Origin of the sequence: Egibacter rhizosphaerae, from assembly GCF_004322855.1 — a bacterium.
Taxonomy (GTDB): Bacteria; Actinomycetota; Nitriliruptoria; order Euzebyales; family Egibacteraceae; genus Egibacter; species Egibacter rhizosphaerae.
The window spans coordinates 1,999,711-2,024,313 of sequence record NZ_CP036402.1; the positions used below are offsets into that span (position 1 = coordinate 1,999,711).

Consider the following 24,603-nt stretch of genomic DNA (forward strand, 5'->3'; position numbering starts at 1 on the left):
GGTGACGGGCTCGGTGGAGTACTTCCACCTCGTCGAGGGGCAGCAGTTCAAGACGCTGTCCGGCCAACAGCGCCTGAGTGGTGAGGCCCTCGCGAACGAGGGAGGAACCGAGGGCGACGTCTTGTTCCTCTCCGGCCAGACCGTCATCACCGGCCCCATACCGCGGATCGGGTACCAGCGCATCGTCGCCGCGGGACAGCTCGTCGCGCCGCGCGCGAGCGAGACCCGGCTCGTCCCGGTCCTCACCATGGAGGGGCAACTCGCCTGGTACGGGGGTGAGCGTCCACGGTTCTTCGTCGGCAAGGAACGCCTCGGCCGCGGGTTCTTCGAGCTCGTCGACGAGCCCCTCGCGTTGGTGCTGGTCGGACGATTCGAGCTGGGCGATGACGTCGGTGTGGACCTCCTCGGCCAGAAGGTCGCCGAGATCTCGCTCGTCGGGACGCTCGTCGCTCCCGACGAGCTCGTGGGAGCCGTGCAGTTCCTCACCACGGAGAACCACGGCACGATCGCGGTGGCAGAGGATGTCGTCGACGGGGGTTGAGGTCGCCGCCTTCGACGACCTCTTCGAGCGGCACCGCGACACCGTGCACGCGTTCCTCCTGGGCCGCACCTCGGATCCGGAGGCCGCTCGCGACCTGCTGCAGGAGGCGTTCCTACGGCTGTGGCGGCACCTCGGCGAAGTCGCGACGCTCGAGGAACCACGCCAGCGGGCCTGGCTCATCACCGTGGCGCGCAACCTCGTCATCGACGGGTACCGCGCCGAGGCCACCCGGACCGCCACGGTCGCCAACCTCGCCCGCGACCCCGGCGTGCGGGACGGCAGCGAGCCCGACGACACCGAGCGCGTAGCCCTGCGCGGGCAGCTCACGCGCCTCGACGCGGCGATCGCGCGCCTGCCGGAGCAGGAGCGTGTGGCCCTGACGATGGCGAGCGTGGCGGGGATGACCAGCGACGAGATCGGCGAGGCACTGGACCGCCCCGCCGGCACGGTGCGCTACCACCTCCACCGTGCGCGCACCCGGCTCGCGGCAGAATTGGACCTGGACACGTGACCATGCCCACCGAGCACCCGCAGCGGCTGGACCCCCTCCTCGACGCGTGGGGGCGGCGTCACGCGCTCTCGCAGACCCGGACGGCGGAGATCCGCGAGGCCGTCCTCCGCGACCGGGGGCCTGCCGAGGAGCGAGACACGCTGCCCGCGACATGGTGGCTCGAGCTCAGCCGACAGGTCACCGCCAGCATCGTGACCGCCACCGCCGTCCCGAGGACGGCCGTTGACCGGGCCTACCAAGCAGTGCCCGCGGCAACCGTCGCCTGAGCGGGCGCGAGCGCCGCCGCCTTCTCCCCTGTCACGTCGGCCCGACGACGCCACGGGGCGAAACCGGCGTCAGACCTCGCTCGCCTCGCGTTCCCATCGGGCGAGGGTCCGGGCAACCACGGCTCGTGCGAGCGGCAGCAGCGCGAACAGCAAGCCCCCGAACACGAGCGGGAACTCGCCCGCGACAGCGGCGACCCCGAACGCCGTGAGGGCGCCACCCAGCGCCATCGCCCGCAGCGTCCTTCGCACCGGCGACACCGCGCCGCCGAGCGGCCGGTGCGGCTCCGGGCTCGTCGCCAACCACACCCAGATGGCGAGGACCCAGACCACGAGCGCCGCCTCGGCAACGACCGATTCGGCAGGCGCCCGCAGCGACAGCGCGACGACGACTGCGAGGATCGCGGTCCCGAGGCGCAGCAGCGTCCTGCCGTGCATGGTTCCCCCTCTCCTCGCACCGCGTCGAGCGCCCCGCGTGCGGTCACCGAAGACGGTGGGCGGTCGTCGCCAGCGCAGCGGCGAGCGTCCCGTAGAGCGCGGTGATCGCCCAGTCCGCCGGCACGCCCAGCCAGGTTGCCGCGCCCGCGGCCACGACCAACAGCACGATCGCCCACAGGCCGACGGCTGCACGACGGGTCGGTCCCTCGAGCCGAGACAGCACCCCACCGGCGACGACGACACTGCCGAACAGGGCGAGCAGGGCGAGCCCGCCCGCTGCGCTGGCGCGAAGACCAGGCAGCGCCGTGTCCGCGTAGGCGGCCACCGCGAGCACCGACCAGACAACGGCCGCGGCGACCCCGAGCGCGGCGAGCCCGAGGCCCACAGGGGCCGCCGCGCTCACGGGCCTCAACCTCCACAGCAGGAGGAGCTGGGCAACGAGGAACGCCACGGCGCCGAGCGTCACGCCCGGGCTGATCATCAGGGAGGCGGCCACCAGGGCGACCTCGAACTCGACCAGCAGGTTGCCCACGAACGCCAGGGCGACCAGCACCCCGGCCGCCCCGTACCACAGGCTCGCGCCGGCCAGGCGCGGGCTCGACACATCTCGGGTCGCGCGGTGCACCATCGTGTCCCCCCGTCCTTGCAGCATGGTAAGAGCGGAGGGCACGGCCGTCACGGGGCCCGGCCCTCCGATACGGGTCGGCGGGAACCGTCGTCACGACGCGAAACCGCCCCGCAACATCCACGACACATCGCCTGGATACCGTGCCGCGCACGTTGCGGGCCGAGGCACGGGCGCACGGAGACGACGCCCGCCTGCGGCCCACCCGACGCGCCGGAGGGTGCCCAGGTGCTGCTGACCCCCCACGAGCAGGAGCGACTGCTGCTGCACGTCGCCGCGGACGTCGCCCGCAGACGCCAGGCCCGGGGCGTCGCGCTGAACCGCCCCGAGGCCGTCGCACTGCTCTGCGACGTCGTGCTCGAGGGCCCCCGCGACGGCCGCTCAGTCGCCGACCTCATGGAGGCGGGCCGCCACGTGCTCGGGCCCGACGACGTCATGCCCGGCGTGGAGGCGATGATCCCCGAGATCGCGGTCGAGGCGACCTTCCCGGACGGCACGAAGCTCGTGACCGTCCACGATCCTCTCGGCGCCGCGGAGACCCACACGTGACCGCGCGCGGCCGTACCCGCATCGTCGAGCGCCGGTCGGACCCGCCGCTGGTCCTGCGCCCCACCCCGGAGGCCGTGCACCTCGTCGGCGGCACCGCCGGCCCCCTCGGCGGCGACGACCTCGCGCTAGACGTCGAGGTCGGCCCGGGCGCTCGCCTGACGGTGCGCACCGTCGCCGCGTCGCTCGTCTACCCGGGCACGGGCCCCTCGCGGCTGGCGGTCACCGCCCGTGTGGACCGGGGCGGGCACCTGGACTGGGCCCCGGAGCCGACGGTCGCGATCGCGGGCTGCGACCACGAGGCCTCCGCGTCCATCGACCTGGCCGAGGACGCGACGCTGCGGTGGAGCGAGCAACTCGTGCTCGGACGGTCCGGTGAGGCCGGCGGCCGCGTGCGCAGCACCCTGTGGGCCGACCTCGCGGGGTCCCCGCTCCTGCGTCACGCCCTCGACGTCGGCGGGGACGCACCCGACGGACCGGCCATCACCGCGGGCGCCCGCGCGATCGGCAACCTGCTGGTCGTCGGCCCCGAGGCCGCGCCGCTCGACCGCGAGGCGCAGAGCCCGGAGCGCGCGGTCCTGGACCTTGCGGGGGGCGGCGCGCTCGTGACGGTTGTCGGTGGGAGCGCGTGCGCATCCACGTCATGAACCCGTTCGCGTCCCGGATGCTCGGGTCGGTCCACTCCGGATCTGAGCCCGGTCACCGTCACGGTGAGTCGGCATCGCTGGCCTCGAGCTCGGCCACCGTCCTCACGAACCGTTGCACCGGCTCCAGGCGGCGTGTGGCCTCCACGACACGCTCGAGGTCCAGCCCCACGTACTCATGAAGCACCACATTGCGGAGACCCGGCAGTGCCTCCAGCTCGGTGACGACGGCCGGCTCGACCCCGACGGTCAAGAGGTTCCTGACGGCGGTGGTGTAGTCGTCGAACGGCAATGCGCGACGCGCCGACAGCTCACCGGCGATATCGACCACCAGTTGGGCGACCATCAGCAGCGAGAACAGCACATCGTTGCGCAGGCTGAAGTCACCGCGCAGATCGTCCGCCGATGTCACCCGGGCGCGCAGCTGCTCGAGATGGGTCAGATGCCGGCGCAGTTCACCGAGGCGCTCGACCAGGTAGGTCATGGCGCTCTCACGCTCCGGTCCGTAGCGCCTCCAGAGCCACCCGACGCGCCCGACCGAGGAACAGGTCGAGATCGGCCGCGCGCAACTGGGCGTGGCGTCGGAATGCGATGTCGGCCTCAGGGTCGCGGCACTGCAACCTCCGGCCGTGGCGCAGGACGGTCCGCGCCAGCATCGGCGGCGCGTCGTTGAGCACCACGAGGTCGACGTCGTCCCGACGCAGGGCGGCGATGAGCGCGCTGGTCAGCCGCAGCCGCTCCTCGAAGCGTTCTGCGGCGGTCGGGAAGCGGTCCCGGTCCAGCAAGACGGCCACGTCCACGTCGCTGTCGACGCGCGCGGTCCCGCTGGCGTGCGACCCGAACAGATAGACGGCGAGGACGCCGTCCCAGTCCGCCATGACACGTGCGATTGCCTCGTCGTCCACACGGCGCCGGTCGTTGGGGGACATTGGTAGCAGGCTACCCGACACCTCGCCGGCGAGACCGGCAGCGAGCGAACCGACCCGAGCGCCGGTCACGATCCCGGCGGTCAGCGGGTGTGCTACGAGGTGGGCATCGACGAGCCGTTGACCGGCCACGGCCCGTCGTGACCACGGCAGCGCTCGGCCACTCACACGGTGCTTCCACAGATTCGGGTGGGTTCCAGATGCTGTCGTAGGTGGCGAGTATACTTCCAGTATGTCGAACACCTATTCGCTGCACCACGCACCGCCAGGGTCGCGCGACGACGCGCGCGAGGGCGGCGCGCCGGTCGAGACCGCCGCGGGCACCCCCGAGGATCTCGAGGGGTTGGAGGCCGCGCTGGGTGAGGCCGAGGCCGCGCTCGCGCGCGCGGCGCTGTGTGTGGGCCGACTGGCGGGCTCGGGGGTGTGCGAACAGCTCGAGGGGCTGCCCCTGCAGCAGTTCGTGTCGCTGGCCGCGCGCTGGACCGGCGGGGACGCGCGAGCGCTCGCGCGCACCGGCGAGACCCTGATCGACCTGCCGGTCACCGCCGGGCTGCTCGAAGCGGGCAAACTGTCGTACTCGCAAGCCCGAGCGGTCAGCCACGCGCTCGCGCGCCTGCCCAAAGCCGCGCGGCAAACCATCGACGAACGCTTGGGCGCCACCATCGCCGCCTGCGGGGGCCTGGAGGGGTTCGACCCCGACGGGCTGGTCGACGCGGTCCACGCCGCCGCCGACGACTGCCGAGAGCAGCGCGCGCACCGCGACCGCGACCAGCGCGCGGCGCAGGCCAACTACCTACAAGTCCAACCCGCCTTGGACGGGCGCGTGCAGCTGTACGGCGACTGGGACGCCATCGCCGGCGCGATCATCCTCAACGCGCTCGACGCCGCCGCCGGCACCCCCCACCCCAACCCCGAGGCCACGAACGACAACGACCCCGACCACGACGACGACGACGACGACAACAACAACAACAACAACAACAACAACAACAACAACGCCGGCGACCCCCACGACCGCGACCCCGAGGGCGAGCGCGAGGGCGACACGCCTGACGATCCCGCTAGCGAGGGGATCCACGGTGACGGCACGGGGCCGGCGGGCACGCGCCGCGGCCGCCAATACGCCGACGCCCTCGAAGACCTCGCCGCCTGCTACCTCGCCGGCGACCCCCACCCCACCGATGCCGCCGGCGCGGCGAACACCCGCGCGGCAGGCGGAGACCCCGACGCGGCGCCCGGAGACCCCGACACGAACGCGAACGCCTCACCCGCCACGCCGCGCCGTCGGCGGGCGCGCCCGCTGATCATCGCCCACGTGCAACTCTCCCAGCTCACCGGACACCCCGACGGGCGCATCGAACTCAACACCCGCAGTGGCCTGCCCCGCGTGTCCGCAGCCACCATCGAAGCGCTCACCCACAGCGCCGACGTGCGCGCGGTCGTGTTCAACGGCGCCCAACCCCTTGCGGTGTCGGGCAGAGTCGCCGCCGACACCATCCCCACCCCCACGCGCCTCGCCCTGCGCGCCCGCGACCGCGGCTGCCGCTTCCCCGCCTCCCGCGACCCCATCGGCCATACCGACCTGCACCACCTCCAACCCCGAGAACACGGCGGCGATCACGACCCCACCAACCTCGCCGCCCTATCGCGCCGCTGGCACACCCGCGTGCACGACCACGACTGGACCCTGTCGATCGACCCCGCCTCGGGGCAGCTCATCGCCCAACGCGGCGGGCGAACCTGGCACTCCCTGCCGCGCGGCACCCCCCTCGAACCCGAACCCGACCCGCCCGAACCCCCACCGCCCGGCTCGTCCCGAGCACCCCCCAGCGCATCCCCAGAACCCGACGACCCCGACGACCCCAGCCTGTTCGACAACGACGGCCTCGACCCGCCACCCTTCTAACCCCGCGACACCGCCCGATGCCTCGGGCTCAAAGCAACGCAGAACACGTCAGCCCCGCGCACCCACCAGTGCGCGGGGCCGACGCGCGCGACCTGCCCCGAGGGTCCTCCACAGCCCGAGCGGCGCGATCGCCCGTCCTGGCCCGCCGCCCGGGCAGACTCGAACCCCGTCCCCCCGCATCCGCCGCTTGTGGTCATCGTGACCGAGGAGCACCATGGACGAGGTCAGCCGCCATCATGCGTTCGACGTCCTGCGCGACCGCCTGGACGAGCCAACCGCTTCCCTCATCATGAGCCATCTCGCCCCGGTGCCCGCCCCTGACCTCGCGACGCGCGCGGACCTGGCCGAGGGGCTGGACGTCCTCGGCACCCAGCTGCGCGGCGAGGTCGCCGAGGTCCGTGGCGAGATCGTCGAGGTCCGTGGCGAGATCGTCGAGGTCCGTGGCGAGATCTCCGAGGTCCGTGGCGAGATCTCCGAGCTACGCGGCGAGCACAAGCGCGACCTCGGCCGTTTGATGCTGGTCCAGGTCGCGACACTGATCGCGGCCGTGGGTACCACCGCGGCGATCACGTAGTAGAGGTACGGCTACCAGGCCTGCGTGAACGCCGCACGTCACGCGCTTCGACCAGGGCGCCCCAAGCGCGGCGAACGCCGAGCCGACCCAGCGGCCTCAGCGCTCGTCGCGGACGTAGGGGACCCCGAGCGCGGTGGGCGCGCCGAGGCGCTCGCGGGTGTCGGTCGCGGTGATCACCATGAGCACCGCGACGGTCACCAGGTAGGGCAGCATCGACAGGAACTCCGCGGGAACCGCGGTGAAGCCGGCCGCCTGCAGCGCGAAGTTCGCGCGCAGCGCGACGCCGAAGAGGTAGGCGCCGGCCAGGGCCCGCCAGGGTCGCCACGACGCGAACACCACGAGGGCGATCGCGATCCAGCCGAGGCCGGCGGTCGTCCCGTCCTGGGCCCAGGCGGGCACGCGGGCGAGGATGATGTAGGCGCCGCCGGCGCCCGCGAACACGCCACTCGCGACGACGTGGGCGTAGCGCACCGCGGCGACGCGGATCCCCATCACGTCCGCGGTGGCTGGCGCTTCCCCGACCGCGCGGACGGCGAGCCCGGTGCGGGTGCGCATGAGATAGAAGGTCGCCGCGGCGATCACGACCCACGTGCCGTAGACGACGACGTCCTGGTCGAACAGGATCCGCCCGAGGATCGGGATCTCGGACAGAAGCGGCAGCGAGGTGTCGGGCAGGCGCGCCGACAGGGGCTGGCCCTCGATCGGCTGGCCGAGGAACATCGCGATCCCGGTGCCGAGGAGCACGAGCGCGAGTCCGGCGACGATCTGATTGGCCCGCATCGTGATCGACAGGAACGCGTGGATGATCGCGAGCGCGCCGCCCGCGGCAGCGCCGGCGACGAGGCCGAGCAGGGGCTGGCCGCTGACCTCGGCGACGATGAACGCGTTCACCGCGCCGACGAGCATGAGCCCCTCGATCCCGAGGTTCAGCACGCCGGCGCGCTCGGACAGCAACGCGCCGAGGGCCGCGAGGGCCAGCGGCGTCCCAGCGCCCACTGCCGCGGCGAGGGTGAGCACGACGATCGTCACATCCACCGCGCGCCCTCCTCGTCGTCGGAGTCCGCGGCCGAGGCCTCGGGGACCGGTTCGCCCGGCTCGGGGGGCGCGGCCTCGGCCTCCCCGTCACCGTGCAGCCGGAGGCGGTAGCGCACGAAGAGCTCACCGCCCAGGGCGAACAGCAGGATCGCGGCGGTGAGGATCGTCGAGATCGCGTCCGGCACGCGCTCGGGGAGGCTCTGCAGGGCGGGTCCCGCGTTCAGCAGGCCGCCGACGAGCACGGCGACGGGCACGACGGCCAGCGGGTTGTAGCGCGCGAGCGCCGCGACGATGATCCCGGTGTAGCCGAGGTTGATCGCGAGCCCCTGGGGGTCGAGGCGGAACGCGCGACCGGCGACCTCCCCTGCGCCGGCGAGGCCGGCCAGCGCGCCGGAGATCAGCAGCACCGAGACGATGACCTTCGTGCGACTGATCCCCGCATAGCGCGCGGCCGGCGGGGAGTCGCCGAACACGCGCCACCGATAGCCCCAGCGGGTGCGGGTGACGACGAGATAGACCGCCACGGCAGCGATGACCGCGATGACCAGCCCCAGGTGCACGCGGGTGGTGCCGAACTCGTAGAACGTCGCGTTCTCGGGCAGGCGCCGGCCCTGGGGGAACGTCGTCGCTCCCGGATCCCGCCAGAAGGTGTCCGAGCCGAAGATGAGGTACCGCATCGCGTAGAGCGCCACGAAGTTGAGCATGAGCGAGGTGATGATCTCGCTCGTGCCGAGGTAGGCGCGCGCGAGTGCGGGCACCGCGACCCACGCCATGCCACCGATCGCGCCGCCGAGGACGACCGCCGCGACCGCGACCGGTACGGGCACGACCTCCCCGACGGCCAGCGCGATCCCGGAAGCGGCGACCGCGCCGATGTAGAGCTGACCCTCGCCGCCGATGTTGTAGAGCTTGAAGCGGAACGCGACCGCCGCGGCCAGGCCGGTGAGGATCAACGGCGTCGCGCTGCGCAGCGTGTCGGTGATCCCGAAGCCGGTGGTGTAGGAAACGCGCAGGATCGTCCGGTACACCTCGACCGGGTCGTGGCCGGTCGCGACGAGGAACACCGCGCCGAACAGCAACGCCGCCACGACCGACACGACCGGGACCACAACCTGCAGCCACCGCGGGGCGCGGGCGCGGCGTTCGAAGCGCACGCGTCGCGCGGGGGCCGCCGTGGTCGAGGGAGCCGTCACGGCGCGCCCCCACTCGCGTCGGAACCGGGCTCCGGTGACCGATCGTCCGGCGAACCGGCGCCCGCGGCGGAGACCTGGCCGGCCATCGCGAGACCGAGCTCGGTCGTGTCGGCGGTCGCGGCCGCGCGCTCCAGCACCAGCCTCCCCTCGCTCAGGACGACGATGCGGTCCGACAGCCCGCGCACCTCGTCGAGGTCCTCGCTGATGAGCAGGATCCCAGAGCCCTCGGCACGACGACGGTCCAGCAGACCGCGGACGAACTCGGTGGCCCCGACGTCGAGACCGCGGGTGGGGGCCGCGACGACGATGGCGTGCACGCCCTCGGGGCGCTCGAGCTCGCGGGCGAGCAACACCTTCTGCGCGTTGCCACCCGACAGATCGCGCAGCGCCGCGCCCGGGCCCGTCGTGCGAACGTCGAACCGGCTGATCACGGCCTGGGCCTCCTCGACCGCGCCCCGGCGGTCGAGGACGATCGACAACGAGCGGGTGAGCTGCAGGTTCTCGGCGATCGAGAGGCTCGGCGCGAGACCGGAGCCGAGCCGGTCCTCCGGCACGTAGGCGAGCCCGGCCGCGCGGGCGGCCTGCGGCCCACGGCCGGCGACGTCCCGGCCAGCGACCCGGACCGCGCCATGGCTGGGAGCCCGCAACCCCGCGACCACTTCAGCGAGCTCACGCTGCCCGTTGCCGGCCACACCGGCGACGCCGACGATCTCGCCGCCGTGAACCGTGAGGTCGACGCCCTCCAGAGCGCCCCGGCCGTCGACGGCGTCGAGGCCGAGCCCGGCGAGCTCGAGCACCGGCTGGCTCGGGGGGCCGGCGGCACGCTGCGGGGAGAGGTCGACGTCGCGGCCGACCATGAGGCGGGCGAGCTCGTCCGCGTCGCTCTCGGCCATCGCCCGCTGCCCGACGACGCGCCCGTCGCGCAGGACGGTGACGTCGTCGCTCACGGCCGTGACCTCGCGCAGCTTGTGGCTGATGAACACCACCGCCTTGCCGTCCGCGGCCAGCGCACGGACGGTCTCGAACAGCGCGTCGACCTCCTGGGGCGTGAGCACAGCCGTGGGTTCGTCGAGCAGCAGCACCTCCGCGCCGCGGTAGAGCGTCTTGACGATCTCGACGCGCTGGCGCTCGCCCACCGAGAGGTCGCCGACGACCGCCCGGGCATGGACCGGGAGGCCGTACCGGTCGGCCAGCGCGCTCACCGTCTCGCCGACCCGCCGCGCCGACCAGCGCCACGGCAGCCGTCGGTCGCCGAGCGCGAGGTTCTCGGCGACGGTGAAGCGGTCCACCAGCCGGAAGTGCTGGTGGACCATGCCGATGCCACAGGCGAGCCCGTCGCGCGGGCTGCGCAGCTCGATGACACGGCCGTCGCGGCGGAGCTCGCCGCCGTCCGGCTGGTAGAGGCCGGTGAGGATCGAGGCCAGTGTCGACTTGCCCGCCCCGTTCTCACCGAGCAGGGCGTGGACCCGGCCCGGCCAGAGCGCGAGGTCGACCCCGGCGTTGGCGACCACGCCGGGAAAGACCTTCCGGACCCCGCGTGCCTCGAGCGCGGGGACGGCAGGCTCCGCCCGGGGCACGGACGGTTCGCCCGCGGGCACCGCCGCTCCGGTCACCGGCTACTCCTCGATCTCGCCGATGACGCCCTCGACGAACCAGTCGAACTCGAGCAACTCCTCAAGCGACATCTCTTCGCCCTCGGGCACGCGCTCCTCACCCTCCTGATCGGTGAGTGGTCCGGTGAACGGCGCGAAGTCGCCGGCGACGATCTCGTCCCGGCGCGCCTCGACCTCCTCGATCGCGTCGTCGGGCACCGACTCCCCGAACGGTGCGAGGTTCACGAGCCCGTCGGCCATGTCGCCGTAGTACTCGCGCGGCTCCCAGGTCCCGTCGAGCACCATCTCGGCGGTCTCGGTGTAGTAGGAACCCCAGTCCCACGCGGTCGCGGTCAGCCACGCGTCGGGGGCGAACTCCTCCATGTCCGAGTGATAGCCGGTCCAGTGCGCCCCCGCGTCCTCGGCGGCCTGACCGACCGCCGGCGAGTCCTGGTGCATGCCGACGACGTCGACCCCGGCGTCCAGCAGGCTCTCGGCGGCCTGACCCTCGGTCTCGGGGTCGTACCACGTCGAGGTCCACACGACCTGGACCGTCGCGTCCGGGTTCATCTCCTGGGCACCGAGCGCGTAGGCGTTGATCCCGCGCACCACCTCGGGGATCGGGAACGCGGCTACGTAGCCGAGCTCGCCGGTCTCGCTGACCGCGCCGGCGGCCATGCCCTCGAGGTAGCGGCCCTCCTCGGCCGCGCCGAAGTAGTTGCCCATGTTCTCGGTCGTCGTGAACCCGGTGGCGTGCTCGAACACGACGTCGGGGTAGCGCTCGCTCACCGCGGCCATCTGGTCCTGGTAGCCGAAGCTCGTACCGAAGATCAGGTCGTGGCCGTCACGGGCGAGGTCGTCGAAGACCTCCTCGCTGCCGGCGCCCTCCTCGACGTTCTCGACGTAGGTCGTCTCGACCTGGTTGCCGAGGTTCTCCTCCATGTCCTGGCGCCCGACGTCGTGGCGGTAGGTCCAGCCGGCGTCGCCCACGGGCCCGACGTAGACGAACGCGACGCTCAGCGCGTCCTCGTCGGCCTCGCCGTCGTCGGGGTCGTCGTCGGGCTCGTCAACGGGCTCGTCGTCCTCGTCGCCATCGTCGTCGCCATCGTCGTCGCCATCGTCGTCGCCATCGTCGTCGGCCTCGTCGTCCGGCTCGTCGGCGACGGCGTCGTCGTCGTCATCGGGCTCGTCGGCGATCTCGTCGGTGTCGCAGCCAGCGGCTGCGAGCAACGCGAGCGCGAGCAGCATGAGCAGTAGGTGTCTCAGGCGCATCGGTCACTCCCCTCGTCCGGCTCCCGCAGCGGGTGCGCCGCGACAGCGTGGCTATCCCGTACCGGTCAGCGCCCGCGGGCCCGCCACCCCACCCTCGTGGAGGCGCGCTCGGGACCGCTCACGACCACAGGCGGCGAGCACGCCGCGCGAGGTCGCGTCGGCTGGCCTCGAGGTCGAGGCCGGCCAGGTTCCCCTCCTCAGCGATCGGCTCCCCCCCGACGAGCACCGTCTCGGCCCGGCGGTCCGGGCCGAGCACGAGCCCGTCGACGGCGTCGGGGACATCGGCGATATCGTCGGCGGGCCAGACCACGAGGTCGGCGCGCGCGCCGGGCTCCAACCGCCCGATGTCGTCGCGCCCGAGGCACGCGGCGCCGCCCGCGGTGGCCAAGTCGAGCACGTCGGCAGGCATCAGCGCGTCGGGTCGGCCCGTGCGCTGGCGCGCGGTGAACAGCGCCTGGCGCAACTCGGTGTGGAGCGTGCCCTGCTCGTTCGAGGCAACCCCGTCGACGCCGAGGCCGACCGCGACGCCGGCCGCACGCAGGTCGGTCGTCCGGCACATCCCGGCGCCCAGGCGCGCGTTGCTCGACGGACAGTGCCCCACGCCCGCGCCGGCCTCGGCGAGCCGGGTGATCTCGGCGTCGTTGAAGTGGACGCCGTGGGCGAACCAGACGTCGTCGGCGACCCAGCCGAGGTCGTCGAGGAACTCGAGCGGGCGGCAGCCGAACCGCTCCAGGCAGTCGGCCTCCTCCTCACGGGTCTCGGCGAGGTGGGTGTGCAGCTGCAGGCCGCGCCGTCTGGCGAGGTCGGCGGATTCGCGCATGAGCTCCGGGGTGACGCTGAACGGGCTGCAGGGCGCGACCGTGACGCTGATCCGCTCCCCGTCGTGCCAGCGGTCGGCGATCCGCTCGGTCGAGGCGAGGATCGCGTCGCGGTCCTCGGTGACGTGGTCGGGCGGCAGTCCGCCGTCGGACTCGCCGAGGTCCATCGACCCGCGCGCGAGGTGCAGGCGGATCCCCACCTCGCCGGCGGCCTCGCCGAGCGCGTCGAAGACCCGCTCGTCGCCGCCGGGCACGAGGTAGTGGTGGTCGGCGGCGGTGGTGCACCCCGACAGGGCGAGCTCGGCGAGCCCGACGCGGGCCGCGGCGCGGACGTCGTCGACGTCCAGGTGTGCCCAGGTCGGGTACAGCGTCGTGAGCCAGTTGAACAGGTCACAGCCGACCGCGCGGCCGCGGGTCATCCACTGGTAGAGGTGATGGTGGGTGTTCACGAACCCGGCGGTGACGATCGCCCCGTCGACCCGGCGGACACGATCGCCATCGGCCGGCGCGACCTCGCCGACCGCCTCGATTCGGTCGCCCGAGATGGCGATGTCGCCGGGCCACCGAGCGCCGCGCAGGACCAGGCGGCTCACCGCGGAGCCCCCGCCACGTGGGGAGCGACCACACCGGTGACCTCCCCGTCGGCGCGCCCGAGCGCGAGATCCTCCTGGCGCACCGGCACCCGCGGCAGGCGACGGCCGGAGGCCGCGCGGACAGCCGCGACGACCGCGGGAGTCGACGAGATCGTCGGCGGCTCGCCGACGCCCTTCGCGCCGTAGGGCGCCCCGGGCTCGGGCTGCTCGATCATGGTGGCCGCGACCTCGGGCATGTCGAGCGCGGTCGGGATCAGGTAGTCGGTGAACGACGGGTTCTTCACCAGCCCGTCGTCGACGACGATCTCCTCCATCACCGCGAGCCCGAGGCCCTGCGCGATGCCGCCCTCGATCTGGCCGACCACCGACCGCGGGTTCAGCGCGCGCCCGACGTCCTGCCCGGTCGCGATCTGGCGGACGCGGACGAGGCCCAGCTCGGGGTCGACGTCGACGCTCGCGCGGTGCGCGGCGAACGCGAACGACACGTGCGCGGAGCCCTGCCCGTGCTCGTCGAGCGGCTCGGTCTCCACGTGGTGGTGCTCGCGCACCTTCTCGGCCGGGCGGTCGAGCAGGTCGCCGATCCGTGCCCGCTCGCCGTCCAGCGTCGAGAAGGCCCGCCCCTCGAAGAGCAGGCCGTCGATCGGGGCGTCCAGGCGCTCCGCGGCCCGCTGCGCGAGCTCGTCGCGCACCGCCTGGCAGGCGAGCTGCACCGCACCGCCCGACATCCACGTCTGCCGAGACGCGCTCGTCGACCCTGCGGAGCCGATCAGCGTGTCGGCCGGAAGCAAGTGCACCTGCTCGACACCGAGCTCGGTCCGGACGATCTGCTGGGCGAGCGCGACGAAGCCCTGCCCCACCTCGGCCGCGGCGCAGTGCACGCTCGCGAGCGGCTCGCCGTCCGGCCCGCGTTCGAGACGGACCGACGCGGTCGAGAAGTCGTCGAACCCCTCCGAGTACATGAGGTTCTTGAAGCCGACCGCGACGCCGGTGCCGCGGCGCACGCCGTCAGGGTCCGCCGTCAGGCCCGCTCCCCCGGGTCGCAGGGTCTCCGGGTCGTCCGGTGAGGGTTCCGGCGGCTCGTCGTGGGCGATCGCCTCCTCGATGCACGCGCGCACCGGTGCCGTCCCGTGCAGCACCTGTCCGGTGATGAGCTCGTCGCCGCTCTCGAGCGCGTTGCGCAGCCGCAGCTCGACGGGGTCCATGCCGAGCGCCTCGGCGAGGCGATCCATCTGGGCCTCGTGGGCGAAGCAGACCTGCACCGCCCCGAAGCCGCGCATCGCGCCGCACGGCGGGTTGTTCGTGCGCACCACCCAGCCGTCGATCCGGGCGTTGGGCACTCGGTAGGGACCCGCCGAGAAGCAGACCGCGTTGCCGAGCACCGCGGTGGAGGACGAGGCGTAGGCGCCACCGTCGAGCAACAACCGCGCCTCGACGCTCACCAGGTCGCCCGAGGAGGTCGCGGTGTGCCGGTACCACATCCGGGCCGGGTGGCGGTGCACGTGACCGAGGAAGCTCTCCTCGCGGCTGTAGAGCATCTTGACCGGACGGGCCGTCCGCAGCGCGAGCATGCAGGCGTGCACCTGCAGGCTGATGTCCTCGCGGGCGCCGAACGCGCCGCCGACGCCGGAGAGGGTCAGGCGGACCTGATCGGCGGGCAGGGCGAGGCACGCCGCCACCTGATCGCGGTCGACGTGCAGCCACTGCGTCGAGATGTAGAGCTCCACGCCGCCGTCGTCGGTCGGCATCGCGAGACCCGACTCCGGGCCCATGAACGCCTGGTCCTGCATTCCGACCTCGTAGGTCCCCTCGACGACCACCTCACCGGCGGCGTCGGGGTCACCGCGGCGCAGCGGCAGGTATCGGACGATGTTGCCGTCGGGATGGATCGCCGGCTCGGTCAGCGCGGCCTCGCCGTCGGTGAGGGGCTCGAGCGGCTCGTAGTCGACGGTGATCGAGTCGAGTGCCCGGCGCGCCAGCTCGGGATGTTCGGCGGCCACCAGGGCCACCGGCTCGCCCTGGAAGCGCACCACGTCGCTCGCGAGCACCGGCTGGTCGGCGTGCTCGAGCCCGTAGACGGGCTTGCCCGGCACGTCCGCGGCCGTGAGGACGCACGCCACGCCCTCCATCGCCTCGGCCTCGGAGGTGTCGATGTCGCGGATCCGGGCTGCCGGATGCGGGCTGCGCAGCGCCCGGCCCCACAGCATCCCGCGCGCGTACAGGTCGCTGGAGAACGCGAAGTCGCCGGTCACCTTCGGGACGCCGTCGGGGCGGTCGGCGCTCTCGCCGAGCCCCCCGCGCACCCCGCCGCGGGTGGTCGTGCCCTCGTCGACGGTGCTCATCGTGGCGCCTTCGTCCACGGTGCTCATCGCGCCTCCTCCCGCCGGCTCTGGACCTGCTCGACTGCCTCGAGGATCCGTCCGTAGCCGGTGCAGCGGCAGAGGTTGCCGCTGATCGCCTCGCGGACGGTGAGATCGTCGGCGTCGGGCGCCCGGTCGAGCAGGTCGTGCACCGCGACGATCAGCCCCGGGGTGCAGAAGCCGCACTGCACCGCACCGGTGTCGAGGAACGCCTGCTGCACGTCGGTCAGCTCCTCGGCGTCATCGCCGGCGAGGCCCTCGACGGTGCGGATGTCGGCGTCGACCGCGTCGGCGGCGAGCACGCAGCACGAGCAGACGAGCACTCCGTCGAGCAACACCGAGCAGGAGCCGCACTCGCCCTGGTCGCAAGCGTTCTTCGAGCCCGGCATCCCCAGCCGCTCGCGGAGGACGTAGAGCAGGCTCTCGCCCACCCAGGCGCCCGGCACCTCGCGCGTGCGACCGTTGATCGTCAACGCGTAGACCAGCTCGGGATCGGGTTCCGGCGCGGGGTCCGAACCCCCCCGGCGCACATCGTCGGGATCGCGTGGACCGGTCGGGCTCGTCATGCGGACAGACACCTCCTGAGGGCACGGTCGGCGAGCACGCCGACGGCATGGCGTCGGTACTCGGCCGTGCTGCGGTGGTCGGAGATCGGGTTCGTCGCGGCCGCGCACGCATCGGCGAAGCGCGCGATCGCGTCGTCGGGGCACGTCAGGCGGTGCCAGTCCACGGCCGCGCTCACGGCCTGCTCGGCCTCGGCGGGACGCACGGGGGTCGCCGCGACCGCGCCGAGCCCCACCCGCACGCGGCGGTGGTCGGTGTCGAGGATCAGCGACAGGCACGCGATCGAGATCACCATCGCGTTGCGCGGGCCGATCTTCGCGGTGTGCTGGGGCCCCGCGACACGCCGTGCCCGCACCGCTCGGATCAGCTCGTCGGGCCGCCGAGCGGTGCGCTTGGGCCCGGTGATGAACTCGGCGAGCGGCAACCGGCGGGACCCCTCGGCGGACACGAGCTCAACCTCCGCGTCGAGCGCGAGCAACCACGGGAGGGTGTCGCCGGCCGGACTCGCCGTGCCGAGGTTGCCCCCGACCGTGCCCGCGTTGCGGATCTGCGGGGAGCCGACCGTCCGGGAGGCCATCGCGAGACCCGGCGCCTCGTCGGCCAGGCGCGTCTCGATGTCCCCGTAGGTCACCATCGCGCCCAGCTCGAGCGCGCCGTCGTCGATGCGGTGCTCCCGCAGCTCCTCGGCCCGGCGCAGCGCGACGATGCGCTCCGGATGGCGGTGGCCCAGGTTCGTCTCCACGACGAGATCGGTGCCCCCGGCGAGCGGTTGCGCGTCGGGGTGCTCGGCGAGGGCGGATACGGCCTCGCCGAGGCTGCGTGGTCGGGTCACGGACACGTCGGCTCCTCGTAGGGTCGCAACAGTTTGTCAGCGTTCAGGGTCACGGGTGTCTCGGGGGTGTGACGGCTCGATGTCGCCCGGCGCGTCACCGCCCGTCGCGGCGGGCCGGTCGAGGCGCTCGATCTGCACCGCGATCCGATCGGCGCCGCGGTGCAGGGCGGCCTCGTTCAGGCGCGCCAGCGCGGCGAGCACGGCGGAGGCCTCGCCCTCGACGCTCGAGCCGAACGGCCCCATGTCCACGGCGAGCCCCTCCGCGGCGGCGGCCTCCACCGCGGCTTGCACGTGGGCGCCCGGGTGGCCGGGGACGAACGGCTCGACGGTGAACTCGGCGCGCAACCTCATCGCCCCGCCTCGCGACCGCCGTCGACCCCCGAGCCGGTTCGGCCACCGTCCTCGCCGCTCGCCGCAGCGAGGTAGTTGTACACGGTGAATCGGGAGACCCCCAGTCTGGCGGCCACGTCCTCCACGGCCTTGCGCAGCACGAACGCGCCACGGGAGTCGAGCTCGGCGACGACCTCCTGCTTCTGGGTGCGCGACAGTGCGTCGAGCGGACCCCCGTGGCGGTCGGCCAACTCGTCCAACAACTGCCCGAGCGCGTCGTGGAGCGGAGGGATGCGCCGCTCCTCGGGCAGACGGACCCTCCCGACGGGCTGGCCCTCGTAGACGAGCGGGATCTCGCGTCCGCCGGGCTCGTCCGGGCCGAGCAGGCACGTGCCCCGACCGTCGTAGAGGCTGCCGTCGAGCGCGGTCACGAGCGGGGCGACGGACACGAGCACCGGATGCCAGGCCTCCGCGGCCGCGTGGCCGCGCGCGTCGACCGGTTCCCCGGACGGCGGCGCGAGGCCCCGCGGCTCGTGTTCGACCGACCCCTCGCTCCCAACCACGAGCCGCATCGTACTTCCACGAGCGAGGGCGTCGAGGGGCGATCTTGACAGGTCGTTGAATGCGCCCGAGCGTTCCGGCCCATGAGCGACCTCCGCGACGATCCCGACCGACCGCTCGTCCTCGTGAGCCGTCGGGTCGTCACGCCCGAGCGCGTGGAGCCGGCCGCCGTCATCGTGACCGGCGGGCGGATCGATCGGGTCACGGCGCATCCAGAGCAGGAGGGCACGGGGCAGGCAGGCATGGGGCAGGAGGGCACGGGGCAGTCAGACACGGCCCGCCTGCCGGCATCCGCCGAGGTCGTCGACCTCGGGGACCTCGCCGTGCTGCCCGGCCTGGTGGACAGCCACGTGCACGTGAACGAACCCGGCCGCACGCACTGGGAGGGCTTCGCCACCGCCACGCGAGCCGCGGCCGCCGGCGGCATCTCGACGCTCGTGGACATGCCCCTGAACAGTCTCCCGCCCACCACGGACCCCGCGGCGCTGGCCGAGAAGCGCGCCGCCGCCGGGCCGCAGGCACACGTCGACGTCGCGTTCTGGGGCGGGCTCGTGCCGGGATCCGAGGAGCGACTCGCCGAACTTCGGGACGCCGGCGTACGGGGCGTCAAGGCGTTCCTGTGCGACAGCGGCGTGCCGGAGTACGGGTGCTTCGCGCCCGGCGACGCCGAACGGCTGCTCGCTGCCACGGCGGAGGTCGGCCTGCCGCTGCTCGTCCACGCCGAGGATCCCGTCACCCTCGACCGCGCGTCGCGGGAGGTCGTCGCCGGCGACCCCGACCCGCGCCGCCATCGCACCTGGCTCGACACGCGGCCGGCCGAGGCCGAGATCGTCGCCGTGCGCGCGCTCGTCGACGCCGCCCGCCGGACCGGTGGCCACGTCCACGTGCTGCACGTGTCCGCGGCGGAAGCGGCCGAGCTGATCGCCGCCGCCCGCGGCGACGGGGTGCCGGTCACCGCCGAGACCTGCCCGCACTACCTCACGCTGGCCGCCGAGGACGTGCCGCACGGGGCCACGATCCACAAGTGCGCCCCGCCGATCCGTGACGCGGCCAACGCCGAGCGGCTCTGGCGGCACCTCGCGGCGGGCGACCTCGATGCGGTGGTCAGCGATCACTCGCCCTCCTCACCGGACGAGAAGGCGGTGGAGGCGGGCGACTTCATGGCCGCATGGGGCGGCATCGCCTCCCTGCAGCTCGGGCTCCCCGTCGTGTGGACCGCCGCCCGAGAGCGCGGCCACGACCTCGCCGACCTCGCCCGGTGGATGGCGGCCGAGCCCGCACGACTCGCCGGCCTCGACCGCAAGGGCGCGATCTCCCCCGGCCACGACGCCGACCTCACGATCGTCGATCCCGACGAGCCCTGGACGATCGACGCCGCTCGGCTCGAGCACCGCCACCCCCTCACCCCGTACGCGGACCGCCGCGTGACCGGCGCGGTCCGCCGCGTCTACCTGCGCGGGCGCCTGATCGCCCGTGACGGGGCTCCACTGGATGTCCCGCAGGGGCGGCTCCTTCCCGATCCGGCCGGCGACGCCGATGCGGCGCCGCCGACCGCGCCTTTCCTGGCCCGCGACCCCTCATGAGCGAGTACGCCACATGACCGACGACGCGCCTCCCTTGCCCGACCTCGCGGCCCGCCGCCTCGGCGGGCTCGTCGTCGACGGCAGCGACGACTTCTTCGCCCCCAAGGAGCGCCTGCTCGACCCACGCCCGCCGCGCTTCGACCCGGACGCCTACACCGAGCGCGGCAAGGTGATGGACGGCTGGGAGAGCCGTCGTCGGCGCTCGGGCCCGGACGACTGGTGCATCGTCCGCCTCGGAGTGCCGGGCGTGATCGAGACGGCGCTGGTCGACACCACGCACTTCACCGGCAACCATCCCGCCGCGGTCACGCTCGAGGGCTGCGCGGTCACCGGCGGCACGCCCGGCCCGGACGCCGACTGGTTCCCACTGCTCGAGCACGTCCCGGTCAGCGGCGACACCGCTCAGCGCCTCCCGGTCGAGACGCTGCGCAGGGTCACCCACGTGCGGTTCACGATCCACCCCGACGGCGGCGTCGCGCGGCTCCGCCTCCACGGCCAGCCGCTGCCCGATCTCGTGGCCGCGGCGTGGGGCGGTGGGCGGCTCGACCTCGCCGCCGCCACCAACGGGGGCCACCCGCTGACGACGAGCGACGCGCGCTTCTCCTCCCCCGAGAACCTCATCGCGCCCGGACTGCCGCACGACATGCGCGACGGGTGGGAGACCCGCCGCCGACGCGGCGATCTCGACGCGGAGGACTGGGCCGTCCTGGCTCTGGCGACCACGGGGATCGTCGAGCGTGTCGAGCTCGACACGACCCACTTCGTCGGCAACTACCCGGCCCGCGCCGCCGTGGACGTCGCCCACGCCCCCGAGCTGCTGCCGCCCGCCGCGGACGGTCGGGCCCTGCGCCCTCCGCCGGAGGAGGCGTGGACCGAGATCCTCGCCCCGCGCCCGCTGGAGGCGCACCAGCGGCACGGGTTCGCCGTCACCGACGTGCCGCCCGCGACCCACCTGCGGTTGCGCATCAACCCCGACGGTGGCGTCGCGCGCCTGCGGGCCCTCGGACCGGTCACCGAGGACGGCTGGCGGCGCGCGGGGCTCGCCCGACTGAACGCGCTGGAGCCGTCACGGGCCGAAGCCGCGCTGCGGGCCTGCTGTGCGTCAACGACGTGGGCGCGGGCCGTTGCCGCGCGACGCCCGTTCACGGACCCCGAGGCGCTCGCCGAGGCCGCCGATGAAGCCTGGTGGGCGTGCGGGCCCGACGACTGGCTCGAGGCCTTCGCGGCGCACCCGCGCATCGGCGAGCGCACGCGAGCGCCGTGGTCCCAGGCCGAGCAGGCCGGCGCAGCCTCCGCCAGCGACGACACGATCGCCGCGCTCGAGGAGGGCAACCGCACCTACGAGGAGCAGTTCGGCCACGTGTTCCTCATCCGCGCGGCGGGGCGCTCGGCCGACGAGATGCTCGCCCAGCTGCGCGAGCGGCTCGCCAACGACCCCGAGACCGAGCTGCGCGTCGCGGCCGGAGAGCAGGCCGAGATCACGCGGCTGCGCCTCGACCGGCTACTGGTCGAGGGCCCGCCGCTCGCCGACCACGCCGACCACGACCACCGCACGTAGCCGACCGAGCAGGAGGCCGACCGTTGAGCCTGTCCACCCACGTCCTCGACACCGCCCGCGGCCGCCCAGCGCCCGGGCTGCAGGTGACCTGCGAGCGCCGTGACGGCGACGGCTGGCAGCATCTCACCACCCGCGAGACCAACGACGACGGCCGCATCGGCGACCTCCTCGGCCGCGAGGAGCTCACCGCCGGCGTGCATCGCCTCACCTTCGCCACGGGCGCGTGGGCGGCCGCGCACGGCCGCGAGACGTTCTGGCCCGAGGTGACCGTCACGTTCGAGATCGCCGCGCCCGACGAGCACCACCACGTCCCGCTACTGCTGAGCCCCTTCGGCTACAGCACCTATCGAGGGAGCTAACCCGTGTCCGTCCACCTGGCATCCGACCGCTTCGGCAAGTCCGGGGTCCGCCTCGCCACCGTCGAGCGCGACGGCGACCGGCATGTCTTCAGCGACCTGGACATCGATGTCCGGCTCGAGGGGGACTTCGAGGCCGTGCACACCCGCGGTGACAACTCGCCGGTGCTAACGACCGACACGATGCGCGGGACGTGTTACGCGCTGGCTCGCCACTACGGCGCGCGGTCGCCGGCGACGCTCGGCTCGCGGATCGCCGAGCGCCTGCTCGAGGCCTGCCCGGCCGCGTCGCACGCACGGGTCGACCTCGCGCGCTTGCCGTGGGAGCGCCTCGCCGTCGACGGCGCGCCACACACCCACACGTTCCGCCCCGGTCCCGGCGGCCGACAGCTCACGACGATCCGCCAGCCACGCGGCCAAGCGCCGACGGTGTCGGCCGGCGCCGACGGGGTGCGGGTGCTCAAGACCACCGGTTCGGCGTTCGACAGCTACATCAAAGACGAGTACACGACGCTGCCCGAGACCCGCGACCGGATCATGGCGACGACGGTCGCGGCCTCGTGGGGCTACGTCGACCCGCTGGTGGCCGACCACGCCGCGCCCGAGCACGAGCGCCTGCTCGACGAGGTCCCGGCGACGTTCTGCGCGCGGTTCGCGACCCACGACGAGAGCGAATCCGTGCAGCACACGCTGTACGAGATGGGCGAGGCAGCGCTCGCCGCCCACGACGAGCTCACGTGGATCTCGTTCCGCATGCCCAACGAGCACCACATCCTCGCCGACCTCGAGCCGTACGGCCTCGACAACCCCAACCACGTGTTCGTCGTCACCGACCGCCCGTACGGGGTCATCGAGGGCACGATCGCGCGCGACGGACCCTCGGCCGCGAGGGCGGAGCCGGCGTGACCGCGCGCCTGTCCGACGACGAGGTCGCGCGTCTCCTCGCCGGTGTGCCCTCGGCCGAGGACGCCCACCGGCGCGGATGGCCCGGCGCACCGGCCACCCGCCAGCCCGTCGAGGTGTACTACGTGCCCGGGGACCGCGTCACCGCGCGCACCCCGGCCGAACTCGGGCAGGAGGCGGCGCGCCTGCTGGACGCGCACGCGCCCGACGCCCGCGCCTTGGCCGACGCGGTGGCCGATCCGCGGCTCGACGGACTCGACGGGCTCGAGGTCGCCGCGCAGGTACGCGCACGCACCGCCGCGAAGCTCGCGGCCGAGCCCGTCGAGGACCTGCGCATCGACTTCGAGGACGGCTACGGCCGCCGGGACGACGGGACCGAGGACGCCGACGCCGAGCGGACCGCGGCCGCGGTCGCCGCCATGAGCGACGAGCTCGGCGCGCCGCCGTTCGTGGGGCTGCGCGTGAAGGCGTTCGCCGACGGACTCGCCCACCGGAGCGTCGCGACACTCGACCGGTTCCTCGGCACGCTCCTCGACGCCGCGGGCGCACTGCCGGCCGGGTTCACGATCACCTTCCCGAAGATCGTGGCGACCGACCACGTCCGCGCGTTCGTGGACACGCTCGAGGCGCTCGAGCACGCGCACGGGCTGCCCGAAGGGCGCTTGGTGTTCGAGGCCCAGATCGAGACCACGGCCTCGGTGCTCGGCCCGGACGGACGCGTCGCGCTGCGCGACCTGCGGGAGGCCGCCGACGGGCGATTGTGCGGCGCGCACCTCGGTGTCTACGACTACAGCGCCGGGCTGGGGCTACCCCCCGAGGAGCAGCGCATCGACCACCCCGCCTGCGACCTCGTGCGCCACCTCATGGTCGCGACGTTCGCGGGCGGCGAGGTGCGCATCTCGGACGGCTCGGTGAACGCCGTGCCCGCCGGCGACAGCGCCGCCGAGGTCCACCACGTCTGGGCGCGGCACGCCGCCGCGGTGCGCCGCGCGTTCACGCAGGGGGTGCCGCAGGGCTGGGATCTGCACCCCTCGCACCTCGTGAGCCGGTACGCGGCGGTGTTCACCCACGCGCTCGCGGGCCTGGACGACGCGCTCGATCGGCTCGCGCGGTGGGACGCGGGGGACGCGGGGGGCGGGGTCCTCGACGAGCCCGCGACCATCGCGACCATCGCCGCACGGGTGCAGTGGGCGGTCGACTGCGGTGCGGCAACACCGGAGCTGGTCCGCGAGCGCACGGGCCGTGCGGTCGCACCGCGGCCGGCGACCATCGGGTAGGGGCACGGACCTCGACGACCGCCCGCGACGCGACGGCCTGCGCACAATAGGCTGACCCCGCTGGCCCGCACTCTCGCTGGGCCATCCGGGGAATGGATTCCGGCCCTGACGTGGACTTGGACGACGGCATGGGACCAGCGCACCCGCGCCTACTGACCGTGGGCCACGGCACGTTGTCGGGTGAGGCCTTCGCGGAGCTGCTGGTCGCTGCGGGGGTCGCGACCCTCGTCGACGTCCGCCGCATGCCATCGAGCCGCCGAAACCCGCAGTTCAACCGTCCGACGCTCGCCGCGACGCTCGAGGGGCACGAACTCAGCTACCGCTGGGACGAGCGACTCGGGGGTCGGCGGGAACCTCGCGACGACTCCCCCCACCACGCGCTCACCGACCCGCAGTTCCGCGGTTACGCCGACCACATGGAGTCGCCCGAGTTCCGAGCGGCACTCGACGAGCTACTGGCCTCCGGTCGGGAGGGGCCCGTAGCGATCATGTGCGCGGAGGGCGACTGGTCACGCTGCCACCGCCGCATGATCGGCGACCACGTCGCGCTCGTGCGCGGCCTCGAGGTCCGACATCTACGCCACGATGGGAGTCGGGAGGATCATCGACTGAACGCCGGCGCCCGGCTCGACGAACTCGGCGAACGGGTGGTCTACGACGCCGGGGCCGACCAGCCGCTCCCCGGGACGAACCCGACAGCAGGGTGAGGGCTCGAGCCTCGTCATCCGGCGAAGTATCGCTATTTCGGAGCACTGCCTGGATCTTTCCACAGATTTGGTGTGGGTCGGTGGGTTGTCATAGGTGG

27 protein-coding genes are annotated in these 24,603 nt (G+C 73.6%); 13 read left to right on the forward strand and 14 right to left on the reverse strand.

Annotated elements, in window-relative coordinates; genetic code table 11:
* Window position 1 precedes the first annotated feature (1 nt).
* The 3 genes from ER308_RS21505 to ER308_RS09320 are packed head-to-tail and all read left to right on the forward strand — an operon-like array spanning window position 2 to window position 1,318.
* Entirely contained in the window at window positions 2–541 is a 540-nt protein-coding gene (locus tag ER308_RS21505; RefSeq protein ID WP_165491945.1) for a hypothetical protein, read from the forward strand.
* Complete coding sequence (locus ER308_RS09315) at window positions 522–1,052, forward strand: RNA polymerase sigma factor (RefSeq protein WP_165491946.1); 531 nt, start codon at window positions 522–524, stop codon at window positions 1,050–1,052. The genes ER308_RS21505 and ER308_RS09315 overlap by 20 nt, the downstream gene beginning before the upstream one ends.
* A complete protein-coding gene (locus ER308_RS09320; RefSeq protein ID WP_131154726.1) occupies window positions 1,049–1,318 on the forward strand; it encodes a hypothetical protein in 270 nt (89 codons plus the stop codon). The genes ER308_RS09315 and ER308_RS09320 overlap by 4 nt, the downstream gene beginning before the upstream one ends.
* A 69-nt stretch (window positions 1,319–1,387) precedes the next feature.
* Here ER308_RS09320 and ER308_RS09325 read toward each other — a convergent pair whose 3' ends face one another.
* Window positions 1,388–1,753, reverse strand: coding sequence for a hypothetical protein (locus ER308_RS09325; protein WP_131154727.1), 366 nt, complete (start codon window positions 1,751–1,753; stop codon window positions 1,388–1,390).
* A 43-nt stretch (window positions 1,754–1,796) separates the two neighbouring features.
* Window positions 1,797–2,405, reverse strand: a complete 609-nt coding sequence (locus ER308_RS09330) for a hypothetical protein (protein WP_131154728.1) — start codon at window positions 2,403–2,405, stop codon at window positions 1,797–1,799.
* 201 nt (window positions 2,406–2,606) lie between these two features.
* On the opposite strand from ER308_RS09330, the gene ER308_RS09335 reads away from it, so the two are divergent.
* Together ER308_RS09335 and ER308_RS09340 are read left to right on the forward strand one after the other, a co-directional pair.
* Window positions 2,607–2,927, forward strand: coding sequence for an urease subunit gamma (locus ER308_RS09335; protein WP_131154729.1), 321 nt, complete (start codon window positions 2,607–2,609; stop codon window positions 2,925–2,927).
* Window positions 2,924–3,571, forward strand: a complete 648-nt coding sequence (locus ER308_RS09340) for an urease accessory protein UreD (protein WP_131154730.1) — start codon at window positions 2,924–2,926, stop codon at window positions 3,569–3,571. The genes ER308_RS09335 and ER308_RS09340 overlap by 4 nt, the downstream gene beginning before the upstream one ends.
* 58 nt (window positions 3,572–3,629) lie before the next feature.
* Here ER308_RS09340 and ER308_RS09345 read toward each other — a convergent pair whose 3' ends face one another.
* Both ER308_RS09345 and mntA read right to left on the reverse strand, forming a co-directional pair.
* Window positions 3,630–4,052, reverse strand: a complete 423-nt coding sequence (locus ER308_RS09345) for a HepT-like ribonuclease domain-containing protein (protein ID WP_131154731.1) — start codon at window positions 4,050–4,052, stop codon at window positions 3,630–3,632.
* A 7-nt stretch (window positions 4,053–4,059) separates the two neighbouring features.
* Window positions 4,060–4,626: a type VII toxin-antitoxin system MntA family adenylyltransferase antitoxin gene (mntA, locus tag ER308_RS09350; protein WP_131154732.1), complete on the reverse strand. Its 567-nt coding sequence runs from the start codon at window positions 4,624–4,626 to the stop codon at window positions 4,060–4,062.
* Window positions 4,627–4,726: 100 nt separating this feature from the next.
* Here mntA and ER308_RS09355 point away from each other — a divergent pair, with 100 nt between their 5' ends.
* A complete protein-coding gene (locus ER308_RS09355) occupies window positions 4,727–6,400 on the forward strand; it encodes an HNH endonuclease signature motif containing protein (RefSeq protein WP_131154733.1) in 1,674 nt (557 codons plus the stop codon).
* Window positions 6,401–6,614: 214 nt separating this feature from the next.
* Entirely contained in the window at window positions 6,615–6,974 is a 360-nt protein-coding gene (locus tag ER308_RS09360) for a hypothetical protein (protein ID WP_131154734.1), read from the forward strand.
* Between the two features lie 96 nt (window positions 6,975–7,070).
* On the opposite strand, the gene ER308_RS09365 is transcribed toward ER308_RS09360, so the two are convergent.
* From ER308_RS09365 to ER308_RS09410, 10 genes are all read right to left on the reverse strand, one after another.
* Window positions 7,071–8,009 carry an ABC transporter permease gene (locus ER308_RS09365; protein ID WP_131154735.1) on the reverse strand — a complete coding sequence of 313 codons (939 nt, stop codon included), beginning with the start codon at window positions 8,007–8,009 and terminating at the stop codon, window positions 7,071–7,073.
* Window positions 8,000–9,202 (reverse strand): ABC transporter permease, encoded by a 1,203-nt coding sequence (locus ER308_RS09370; RefSeq protein WP_131154736.1) that lies wholly within the window; start codon window positions 9,200–9,202, stop codon window positions 8,000–8,002. The genes ER308_RS09365 and ER308_RS09370 overlap by 10 nt, the downstream gene beginning before the upstream one ends.
* Window positions 9,199–10,815 (reverse strand): ABC transporter ATP-binding protein, encoded by a 1,617-nt coding sequence (locus ER308_RS09375; RefSeq protein WP_205745986.1) that lies wholly within the window; start codon window positions 10,813–10,815, stop codon window positions 9,199–9,201. Before ER308_RS09375 ends, ER308_RS09370 begins: the two co-directional genes overlap by 4 nt.
* Before the next feature lie 3 nt (window positions 10,816–10,818).
* Window positions 10,819–12,066, reverse strand: a complete 1,248-nt coding sequence (locus tag ER308_RS09380; RefSeq protein ID WP_131154737.1) for a BMP family ABC transporter substrate-binding protein — start codon at window positions 12,064–12,066, stop codon at window positions 10,819–10,821.
* Window positions 12,067–12,184: 118 nt separating this feature from the next.
* Complete coding sequence (locus tag ER308_RS09385; protein ID WP_131154738.1) at window positions 12,185–13,477, reverse strand: 8-oxoguanine deaminase; 1,293 nt, start codon at window positions 13,475–13,477, stop codon at window positions 12,185–12,187.
* A complete protein-coding gene (gene pucD, locus ER308_RS09390) occupies window positions 13,474–15,816 on the reverse strand; it encodes a xanthine dehydrogenase subunit D (protein WP_131156971.1) in 2,343 nt (780 codons plus the stop codon). Before pucD ends, ER308_RS09385 begins: the two co-directional genes overlap by 4 nt.
* 23 nt (window positions 15,817–15,839) lie before the next feature.
* Window positions 15,840–16,400 carry a (2Fe-2S)-binding protein gene (locus ER308_RS09395; protein WP_131154739.1) on the reverse strand — a complete coding sequence of 187 codons (561 nt, stop codon included), beginning with the start codon at window positions 16,398–16,400 and terminating at the stop codon, window positions 15,840–15,842.
* Window positions 16,397–17,230 (reverse strand): FAD binding domain-containing protein, encoded by an 834-nt coding sequence (locus ER308_RS09400; RefSeq protein ID WP_240732018.1) that lies wholly within the window; start codon window positions 17,228–17,230, stop codon window positions 16,397–16,399. Before ER308_RS09400 ends, ER308_RS09395 begins: the two co-directional genes overlap by 4 nt.
* 36 nt (window positions 17,231–17,266) lie before the next feature.
* Entirely contained in the window at window positions 17,267–17,581 is a 315-nt protein-coding gene (locus tag ER308_RS09405; RefSeq protein ID WP_131154741.1) for a thiamine-binding protein, read from the reverse strand.
* Window positions 17,578–18,123: a helix-turn-helix domain-containing protein gene (locus tag ER308_RS09410; RefSeq protein WP_205745988.1), complete on the reverse strand. Its 546-nt coding sequence runs from the start codon at window positions 18,121–18,123 to the stop codon at window positions 17,578–17,580. The genes ER308_RS09405 and ER308_RS09410 overlap by 4 nt, the downstream gene beginning before the upstream one ends.
* Window positions 18,124–18,204: 81 nt before the next feature.
* On the opposite strand from ER308_RS09410, the gene allB reads away from it, so the two are divergent.
* The 6 genes from allB (at window position 18,205) to ER308_RS09440 (ending at window position 24,505) form a co-directional block, all read left to right on the forward strand.
* On the forward strand, window positions 18,205–19,704 hold the full coding sequence (gene allB / locus ER308_RS09415; RefSeq protein WP_131154743.1) for an allantoinase AllB: 1,500 nt from the start codon (window positions 18,205–18,207) through the stop codon (window positions 19,702–19,704).
* A 13-nt stretch (window positions 19,705–19,717) separates the two neighbouring features.
* The gene (gene alc / locus ER308_RS09420; protein ID WP_131154744.1) at window positions 19,718–21,262 is read left to right on the forward strand and encodes an allantoicase; all 1,545 of its coding nucleotides are present in this window, start codon (window positions 19,718–19,720) and stop codon (window positions 21,260–21,262) included.
* 23 nt (window positions 21,263–21,285) lie between these two features.
* Window positions 21,286–21,621, forward strand: coding sequence for a hydroxyisourate hydrolase (gene uraH / locus ER308_RS09425; protein ID WP_131154745.1), 336 nt, complete (start codon window positions 21,286–21,288; stop codon window positions 21,619–21,621).
* 3 nt (window positions 21,622–21,624) lie between these two features.
* Window positions 21,625–22,524: a factor-independent urate hydroxylase gene (gene pucL, locus ER308_RS09430; protein ID WP_131154746.1), complete on the forward strand. Its 900-nt coding sequence runs from the start codon at window positions 21,625–21,627 to the stop codon at window positions 22,522–22,524.
* Entirely contained in the window at window positions 22,521–23,798 is a 1,278-nt protein-coding gene (locus ER308_RS09435) for a DUF6986 family protein (protein ID WP_131154747.1), read from the forward strand. The genes pucL and ER308_RS09435 overlap by 4 nt, the downstream gene beginning before the upstream one ends.
* Window positions 23,799–23,926: 128 nt before the next feature.
* Entirely contained in the window at window positions 23,927–24,505 is a 579-nt protein-coding gene (locus tag ER308_RS09440) for a DUF488 domain-containing protein (protein WP_131154748.1), read from the forward strand.
* Window positions 24,506–24,603 lie beyond the last annotated feature (98 nt).